Raw genomic sequence first — 8,527 nt, forward strand, 5'->3', positions numbered from 1 at the left:
TGGCGGCCAGGGTGCGCGGGGCGGCGCCGGAACCGCTGATGCCGACGACCCCGTGCTCGGCGAGTTCGATGCCGAAAGGGGCGTCGGCGATCCGCCAGTGCACCTGGCGGTGGTTGGCGTCGCGGGCGCCGTCGTCGATGCGTTTGAGCGAGGGCCGGGTCAGGGTGCCGACGCGCAGGGTGAGGTGGTCGGGGTCGCGGCGCCGCCGCTGCCACAGTCCCTTGCCGGGCCCGGAGGCGGTCAGCAGCACCGAGGCCGGGTCGGGGAAGGTGTCCGCCCGCAACTTCCTCTCGTCGATGGTCGCCTGACGCATCTCCAGCTCCGTCCAGGAGCGGCGGACCAGGTAGATCCGGAGGTTCTCCTCGTACTGCTTGCGCCCCGTGCGCCGACCGGAGACCCAGTTGCCGACGGCCATCAGCGGCGTCAGCAGGATGAAGACGACGAAGTACAGGCTGCGGAAGAGGAACATCATGACCAGGCCCATGATCAGCGGCGAGATCATCATCAGGAACGGGAAGGGCCGCTTGGTGTTGTCGGCGGGCGGGCCCTGCATGGTCATCGACTCGGTGTCCAGGTGCGGGACGATCCGCGGCGGCCGGTTGTACTCGATGCCCACGCCGTCGGCGGCCCGGTTCACGGCCGCGTCCGCTTCGAAGGGCCGGCTCAGGCGCAGCAGGTGGTCGCCGAGGGACAGATCGGCGTACGCGGGCCACTCGACGGAGCCGTCGTCCGGCACCGGCAGCTTCCCGACGGGCGGCAGCGGCGGCGGGACGGGGTGGCCGTCGGGGCCCGGCGGGGCGGGCTCCGGCGTGTGACCGCCGGGGCCGCCGTCCTGTGGGCCGGCGGGCTCCTCGGCGGTGAGCGGGGTGCCGGTGGTCGGGTCGACCGGCGGGGGCGGGGTGAGACTGCGCAGCCCGCACTCGGCGTCCGCGTCGGGGGCGAGCCGCAGGGTCACCCGCCCGTCGGTGCCCACCGTGATCCAGGTGCCCCGTGCGGGCGCCCCGCCGCCGTCGAGGTACAGGACGCAGCCGCGGTCGGTACCGGCCTCGTGGTCACCGGGGCCGAGCCGCCAGACCCTGCCCGCGCCCGGTCCGCCGACGTGCTGGATCTCGACGAGGACGGGGTCGGAGGCGGGCGGTCGCCACGCCTCGGACGCCCCGGCCGGGGAGGGCACCGGGACGCCCAGGCCGACCACCGAGCCCTCGCGCAGTCCGCTGCCCCGCACGGGGAGGTCGGGGTGGAGCGGACTGCTCCCGAGATACAGCTCGGCGGAACCCAGCGCCTCGCCGAGGGCGGCGAGGTCGGCGCCCTCGGGGAGGTCCAGCAGGTGGTCCGCGCGGTGGCCCCGGGCGTCGACGGTGGAGAGGGTGAGTCTCACGGCACTCCTTGCGGTGGCTTTCAGCGGTGTCGTGGGGGCGGGGCGGAGGGCACCCCGGCATCCGGATCGGGCTCCTCGCCCCGCCCGCGGGGTCCGGGATCGCCCGGCCCGTCGGGCCCTTCCGGTCCGTCGGGGTCGCCGGGGTCGCCGGCCAGCCCGGACCAGGCTCCCGGGTCAGGGTCGGAGCCGGCCCAGATGACGGGTGGTACCGGTCCGGCGGTGCCGGGCTCCGGCGTGCGCCCCGGCCCGCCGTGTACGGGCGCCGGCGCGGGAGGGTGCGCGCGCTCCGGGTCCAGGCCGGCCGGGGTCCCGGCGGCAGGGTGCGTCTTCGGGCCGGCGGCGGCCCGCACTCTCGGCCGCGGGGTGGGCAGCGGGGCGCCGGCCGGAACGGGGGTGGGCCCGGCCGACGCCTCGCTGGTCTTCGGTGCCGCGCGCCGCGTCTCCCGGGCGGCGGGGGCTGCGGTCGGCACGCCCTCGTCCGGGTCGGCCTTGCCCAGCCCTGCGGGGACGGCCTCGTCCTCTTCCGCGAAGAGCGGCCGCATCCCGTCCGCCGAGGGGGCGGGCGGATGCACCGGCGGAATCCGCTTCAAGGTGCGGGACACCGCGCGCGGCAGGGCGTGCGCCAGCAGCAGCAGCGGCGTGCCGGGGAGCGCGAGCTGCCCGTACTGGTCGGCGTGCAGCCGCCGTACGTATCCGCGTCCGGAGCCGAGGACCAGCACCCGCAGCGCCGGCACCGCCGCCGGGGGCCCCGCCATCTCGGGCGGGAGCGGATCCGGCAGCTCGCGCGCCGCCAGGAACGGGGGCGTACCCAGCCGGGCCGGAGTCTCCCTGGCCCTCCGGTACGCCTCCCGCACCGGCTCGCCCGGGTACCCGCGCAGCACGCCCTCGGCCACGACCGTCTGCCCGGGCGGCAGCCGCCGCCCCAACTGCGCGGCGAGGGTGGGCAGCAGTGCCGCGCGGGCCCGCTCGTCCCCGTCCAGTGCCAGGGTCGGCGGCCCCGTCGCCAGATCCAGGAAGGCGCACCGTCCGGCGGGCCGGTCCTCGGCGCCGATCGCGACCACGACCGGCCGGTTCAGCCCTGCCTCCGGCACCACGGCGGGAAGCTCGGACCGCAGGACCGTCCAGTGCAGCGGATGGTCGACTTCGGCCTCCGCGACCCAGGGTTCGGGCGCCGGGGGGACGTGCCGCCCGGCCAGCAGGACGGTGACCGTCCGGTCGTCGACGAGGACCGCGTACGGCACGGCGGGCGCGGCCGCGAGCCGCGCCGCGGACAACGCCCGTTCGGCGTCGCGCCAGCTCTCGGGCGAGCGGAGCCGCCGCACCAGGATCCGCAGCACCCGGCGGTAACGGAGCCAGGCCCGCGCCGGGGAGGCGAACGCCGCACCGGTGAGGGCGGTCTCCCGCGCCACGCGCCGGCCGGCCGCCTTCCAGCCGCCCAGCTTCATGGCGAAGTGCCGGACCAGCAGGAACAGCAGGAAGGCCACGCACACCACGAGGATCCACCGGATGATGCCGTCCCGGTGGTCGGAGATCCAGCGGATCGGGTCGACGCCGTTCACGCGGCCAACTCCCTGCGCAGGGCCCGCAGGGCGTAGTGCGTACGGGACTTGACCGTTCCCGGGGATATCCCTATCTCCCGGGCGGTCTCGTCCCTCGGGCGGTCGCAGAGGTGGACCCGTACGACCACCTCCCGGTGCTCCTGCGACAGCCGGGCCAGCGCCTTGCGCACCACGTGCCGGTCGACCACTTGCTCCGCCAGGTCGCACTCCCCGCTGCGGCTCAGCAGCTGCTGCGGCAACGCGCCCACGGGCACCGCGCGGTCGCGGCGGTGCATGTCGATGGCCAGGTTGCGGGCGACCGTGTACAGCCAGGCGAGCAGCCGCTCGTCGTCGTCGACCGGCACGGCGGCCGGCGGCCGCTTCCAGGCGCGCAGGAGGGTCTCCTGGACGATGTCCTCCGCCCGGTACGGGTCCCCGGTGAGCCGGTTCGCGAACCTCATGAGCAACGCCCGGTGGCGCTCGGCCGTGGCGGGTCGAGAGGACGAATCTGATGTGCCGTGAGCATCGATCACTGTTTCGCTCCACATCGCCCGAGGGGGCGGAGAATCAAGGGCACGGGGGAATGCCCCCTCATGTTCTTTCTGTTCACGGTGACGTCCAGTCAACGTAGATCCACAGACGCTTGTTGATGCTCAGTAAAAGCTCAGAACATTGCAGATCTCGAAACTCGCGGCGACAAACCCGCGTTAGGGTGGCGCCCCGGGCCGCCCCCGGCCTGCGGCATCCCGACAGCGGGGGACCGATCCGCTCCTGCCCGCTCCGCGACCGTCGACTGGAGCCAAGCACCCCCATGAACTCGCAGTCCGAGCACTCGAAGCAGCCCCCGGAACCCCAGTCGTCCCCGGACCCGACGACCCCGGCCCGACCGTCCCCGGCCGGGCCGGACTTCGCCGACGCCTTCCGCCGCCGCCGCGTCCGCGGGCCCCGGGGAATGGCCCCCGGACGCCGCGTCTGGACCACCCTGGGCTGGACGGCCGCGGCGGTGGCCGCGCCCCTCGCGCTCACCGCCGCGCTGGCGGGCGACGGTGCCGGTGACCTCGGTGACAGCCAGGAAGCTGCGGCCGCCCGCGTCCTCCCGCCGCCCCCGGCCGTCGTCCCTCCCACCCCGGCGGCCTCGGCGTCGCCCACCCCGAAGGCCTCCCCCACCCCGAAGGCCTCCCCCACCCCGGTGGCGGCGCCGCTGCCCGCCGCTCCCGCACAGGCCTACCAGCCCCCGCTCCCCGCCGCGCCCGCCCCGCAGAAGACGGTGCCCGCCACCCCGAAGCCGTCGGCGGCCGCTCCCGTACCGGAGACCGCGGCCCTGACCGTGTCGCGCCTCGCGGCCCGGCAGCCTGGGCGGCACATCTGCTACCGCGCCTACGTCGAGGGCAATGGCTGGCAGAGCGTGGTGTGCGACGGCGGTACGACCGGCATCACGGGCAAGAAGATCAAGGCCCTCAACATCGCGGTGTCCGGTACGAAGGGCACCGCCGGCAACGCTTTCGTACACGATGACGAGTGGAAGACCCCCTGGAAGGGTGTGGCCGACGGGGTCGACAACTACATCGGCAGCACGGCCAAGAACTATCCCTACATGCTCGGCTTCGTCATCAACGTCGGTGACGGCGCGGTCTGCCAGAGCGCCCGGGTGCGCTCCGGCTGGGGCGGCCTCGCCTGTGACAAGCCGATCGGCCAGGCCTCCGGGAACTACATATTCGGCGGCACCCTGAACAACGACTCCTGGCTGGAAGCCGTACGTTTCACGGTGTGAGCGCGGGGCCGCCGGGGCGACGCGGCGGCCCGAGTCCCCGTCGGGCGCCCCGGGCCGCCCGTACCACCGCCTCCACCAGGCGCGTGTTCTCGGGCGCCTCGCCACCCGGGTAGGCGTACCGGCGGCGGGTGTACCCGTACGCGACGCCCGGCTCCGGGTCGGCGAACGCCTGCGAGCCGGCCGCGCCGGAGTGGCCGGACGCGCTCCCGCTCAGCACGGGGTGCTCTGGCCCGACGTCCGCCGGAAACCCAGCCCGAACGCGTCCTGTGCGCCCGTGACCAGGTCGGTGCCGGACCAGGAGAGGCCCGCGAACTCGGGGCGGTGGCCGGCGTCAGCGGTGCGGCCGCGCCGTCCACCCGGCCACGGCCGCCGCGTACATCCGGGCGAGCCCGCGCGCGGGGCCCACGCCCCCGGCCGATGCCGATCCGAGCACCCGCACCACCGGCAGGTTTCCCCAACCGGCCAGGTCAGTCGGGAGGTTGAACGCGGCGGCGAACACGCCCTCAGGGTCCGGGGGGAAGGCGGTAAGGGGCGCCGCCTGCTCCGGAGCCGGCGCCATCGGACGTACCGGTACGAAGCGGGGTTCGAGCGCCTCGGGCAGACCGAGGACCCGCGACAGCAGGTCCGCACCGCCCGCCTTCGCAGCCCGCCACAGGTCGAAGCCGCAAAAGCCCCGGTCGGCGAGCAGGAGCATCCCCTTCGTCAGCGCGGGGAACAACTGCCGGGCCAGCACGGTCTCGTGGACAGTGAGCGGTCCGACCTCGGCCGCGAACACGGCATGGGTCCCGCACTCGGCCAGCGCCGCCACCCTCGCCTGCGGATACGCACTGCGGCCCTGCCCGCGACTGGTACCGGGACGCCCGAAGAACTGGGCGTTCGCCGCGGTGTCCGGAACATCGAAAACGGTGCCGTCCACCGCGACCAGCCGCCACTGCCGGTACCAGGCGCCCGGCGTCCGAGGAACCGACACCGGCCGGCACACCCGGGCGAACGGAACCCGCAACGGCTCCGGCCCCAGCCGCAACCGGGCCCGACCGATCGCCGCCGTCGTGGGCACCCGCCAGACCGCCGCCCACCGGCCCTCACGCTCCAGCCCCTGAACCAGAAGCCGGGCCACCACTTCATAGCCCTGCCCGAAGAACAGACACATCGCCAGAACGAAATAGACCACCACCCGCGCCGGCAGCAGACGCGTCCGCTGCTCGACCCTCCCGCACTCGGCGACCACCTCGTCGACCAGCTCCGGCGGAAACGCCCGCCTCAACACCCCCAACGCGATCCGGTCCGACAACCGATCAACACCCGACGACTTCACCTGACCCGGCCTTGGCACAACCCACCCAACGACCAAAACCACCGAAGTCACCGGTATTGGGCCTAGTACTCCAGCCGTAGATCTTGATCTTCACGGTCGGGCGGTGGACTGCCTGCGGTAATGGCATTGGCGTGCACGGGCTTGATGCCGGCGTCGCCAGTGGGACCAGCGCAGACGGTGCGCGAAGTCGTGGATTGGGCGGGTCAGTGCTGCGAACAGGTGCTGGATCTCGTTGCCGGTCAAGGGGATCAGACCGTCAGGGACGGGCCGGTCGTGGCGTTCGGCGGCCGCGGTGACGGCGAGGAAGGCGTGGGCGAGCATCGCGAGAGTGACCCAGCGGTGCCAGGAGGTCCACCGACGGACCTGGTGCTCGTCCAGGCCGGTCAGGCCCTTGCCGGCTTGGAACGTCTCCTCGACCGTCCAACGCCGTCCGGCGACCCGCACCAGCTCGGACATGGGCACCGGATGGGGTGAGAAGCAGCGGTAGAAGGCGAGTTCGCCGGTGCGGCGATTGCGGCGGACCAGCAGGCACCACTGGCTGGACCGACTGGCCTGGCCGTGAACCTCGATCTGTGCCCAGTCGTAGTACCGCTCGCCCTTCGCGCCCGCTCCAGCCGACAGCCGCTGCCAGGCCCGCTTTGGGATCCGTGCGGCCAGGGCCTTGGCCTGGAACTTTCCGGCGTGCGTGATGACGGGGTGGGTGCTGGAGACGGCCAGGACGTAGCCGGTCCGGCGGTGTTCCAGGGCGGTCCGCAGGTGCGGGTTGTCGCCGTAGACCTCGTCTCCCGCGACCCACCGGGCCGGTGTTCCCGCGTCCAGGGCCCGCTCGACCATGCGGGCCGCGAGCTGGGGCTTGGTGGCGAAGGCCAGGCCGTCGGGGATGCCCGCGCTCCGGCAGCGGTCCGGGTCCTCCGTCCATGAGCGCGGTACGTACAGAGCTCGGTCGATGGCAGCGTGTCCACGGTCGGCGGAATACACGAGATAGACGGCGACCTGGGCGTTCTCGATGCGGCCGGCCGTGCCGGTGTACTGGCGCTGGACGCCGACGGTCGCCGTGCCCTTCTTCAGATCGTCCGTCTCGTCGACCACGAGCACGGCCTCCGTGTCGTGCAGGTGCTCGACCACGGAGGCGCGTATGTCGTCCCGGATGGCGTCGGCGTCCCATTTCGCACGGTGGAGCAGGTGCTGCATGCCGTCCGGAGTGGCGTCGCCGACGTGCTCGGCCAGGGTCCAGCAGTTCTTGCGCGGCAGGTCCGACAGCAGTCCGGAGACCAACTGCCGTACCCGGCGACGGGGTTCAACTCGGGCGAACCGGCCCGCGATCCGGCTCATCAGGCCCTCAAACGCTTCCTGCCAGTGAGCAGGTACTACGCCGGCGCCCGAGGTCGCCGCGTGATCATTGGTTGTCCACACAACACCTAATGATCAACGGCGGCCTCACCTGGTCGGATGCCACCGGAACCAGTAGTCCAGACCCTCGACCCGGTAACGGGCCCCAGCGTCAAAGCGCATCTCGCCCACCAGCAGCCTCGCGTCGTCCGGCGCCTGACGGTACGGCGCCAGCAGCAGGGCCAGCTCGTCGTAACGGGCGTCGATCCCGCCCCGGCCCGGGTGGGTCTCCAGCTCCTCCGTCCCAACTTCATGGCATTCGTTCCACCTGGCGAAGATCGCCCACTGCTCGCGCTCCAGCTCCACCACCGCGTCGCTCGCGGGCCAGACGCGGTACTCGTCGGCCTCGTCTGCGTCATTCCAGTCGTAGCCCTGGAAATAGTGCGGCTTGCCGTCGACATCGCCGAGGCCGGCCCGCGGCCCGCTGTACCACTCCAACTCGACGTACACGCGCTCGAAGCCGTCCGCGATCAGCTGCACTTCGTCCCAGGTCTCAGCCACACGCGCAGGCTACCGACGAGCAGCTTCGGTATCCATGATCACGATCTACGGCTGGAGTACTAGGCCGCCCCATCAGCCACCCGTACGGGCGCTGGACCAGGGCCTCGCCGCCGGTCTCCGCCAGGCGGGCAGTGAGGCCGCGTTCCGGGCGCGGCTGATGCCGACGATGACAGAGTGGAGTCGACGGGGTCTGTGAAAATTTTACTTTCTGTTCCAGAAAAAACCGACCAAGAGGGCAACTATGACGAGAAAGGCCACCGTGAATATGATGGCAGATCTCCCGTCCTGCAATACTGGGGGCGTGGCGATGATGTTCATGCTCGTCGACCCCTCTTGTGGCTAATCAGTCCAATTATCAAAGAGATCAGACCCGTGGCCGAAAGAAGGACAGCCAGGGGAACCACTGTGGAACCGGAGCTGTGAGGGAGCAGTAGGAGTAGACCTGCACAGAGCAGCTGTACCAGGCCCAGCAGCAAGATTTGACGTCCTCTTCCAGGCTGGATCATTCAACCTCTCCGTTCTATTGCAAATCCGATGCGCGCGTTCACCGCAGTGGTGGGGGGGGGGGGAGGAGGCCCCCCCCCAGGGGCAATACGGTGTATGTAGGTGGGGATTAAAACAAATAAAAAGACCAA

General features: G+C 72.3%; 7 protein-coding genes and 1 pseudogene. 1 reads left to right on the forward strand and 7 read right to left on the reverse strand.

Annotation, left to right across the window (positions count from 1 at the left end):
- The 3 genes and pseudogenes from ACFWEP_RS12655 to ACFWEP_RS12665 all read right to left on the reverse strand — a co-directional run.
- Nucleotides 1-1,378 (reverse strand): annotated as a pseudogene (locus ACFWEP_RS12655) (hypothetical protein); the annotation flags it as partial.
- Nucleotides 1,379-1,398: 20 nt separating this feature from the next.
- On the reverse strand, nucleotides 1,399-2,937 hold the full coding sequence (locus ACFWEP_RS12660; RefSeq protein WP_387369280.1) for a hypothetical protein: 1,539 nt from the start codon (nucleotides 2,935-2,937) through the stop codon (nucleotides 1,399-1,401).
- The gene (locus ACFWEP_RS12665; RefSeq protein ID WP_387369282.1) at nucleotides 2,934-3,464 is read right to left on the reverse strand and encodes a sigma-70 family RNA polymerase sigma factor; all 531 of its coding nucleotides are present in this window, start codon (nucleotides 3,462-3,464) and stop codon (nucleotides 2,934-2,936) included. The genes ACFWEP_RS12660 and ACFWEP_RS12665 overlap by 4 nt, the downstream gene beginning before the upstream one ends.
- A gap of 263 nt (nucleotides 3,465-3,727) precedes the next feature.
- Here ACFWEP_RS12665 and ACFWEP_RS12670 point away from each other — a divergent pair, with 263 nt between their 5' ends.
- Nucleotides 3,728-4,687 (forward strand): hypothetical protein, encoded by a 960-nt coding sequence (locus tag ACFWEP_RS12670; RefSeq protein WP_387369284.1) that lies wholly within the window; start codon nucleotides 3,728-3,730, stop codon nucleotides 4,685-4,687.
- Here ACFWEP_RS12670 and ACFWEP_RS12675 read toward each other — a convergent pair.
- From ACFWEP_RS12675 to ACFWEP_RS12690, 4 genes are all read right to left on the reverse strand, one after another.
- Nucleotides 4,677-4,904 (reverse strand): hypothetical protein, encoded by a 228-nt coding sequence (locus ACFWEP_RS12675; protein WP_387369286.1) that lies wholly within the window; start codon nucleotides 4,902-4,904, stop codon nucleotides 4,677-4,679. The genes ACFWEP_RS12670 and ACFWEP_RS12675 overlap by 11 nt on opposite strands.
- A 114-nt stretch (nucleotides 4,905-5,018) precedes the next feature.
- Nucleotides 5,019-6,053, reverse strand: coding sequence for an IS4 family transposase (locus ACFWEP_RS12680; protein ID WP_387369288.1), 1,035 nt, complete (start codon nucleotides 6,051-6,053; stop codon nucleotides 5,019-5,021).
- A 39-nt stretch (nucleotides 6,054-6,092) separates the two neighbouring features.
- Nucleotides 6,093-7,334: an IS701 family transposase gene (locus tag ACFWEP_RS12685; protein ID WP_387369290.1), complete on the reverse strand. Its 1,242-nt coding sequence runs from the start codon at nucleotides 7,332-7,334 to the stop codon at nucleotides 6,093-6,095.
- A 105-nt stretch (nucleotides 7,335-7,439) separates the two neighbouring features.
- Complete coding sequence (locus ACFWEP_RS12690) at nucleotides 7,440-7,892, reverse strand: hypothetical protein (RefSeq protein WP_387369292.1); 453 nt, start codon at nucleotides 7,890-7,892, stop codon at nucleotides 7,440-7,442.
- Nucleotides 7,893-8,527 lie beyond the last annotated feature (635 nt).

This window comes from Streptomyces sp. NPDC060198, assembly GCF_042728415.1.
Lineage (GTDB): Bacteria > Actinomycetota > Actinomycetes > Streptomycetales > Streptomycetaceae > Streptomyces.

Coding starts and splice junctions, on each gene's coding strand:
- ACFWEP_RS12665 (WP_387369282.1), bottom strand. CDS start 3,464: ATGTGGAGCGAAACAGTGATCGATGCTCACGGCACATCAGATTCGTCC.
- ACFWEP_RS12670 (WP_387369284.1), top strand. CDS start 3,728: ATGAACTCGCAGTCCGAGCACTCGAAGCAGCCCCCGGAACCCCAGTCG.
- ACFWEP_RS12685 (WP_387369290.1), bottom strand. CDS start 7,334: ATGAGCCGGATCGCGGGCCGGTTCGCCCGAGTTGAACCCCGTCGCCGG.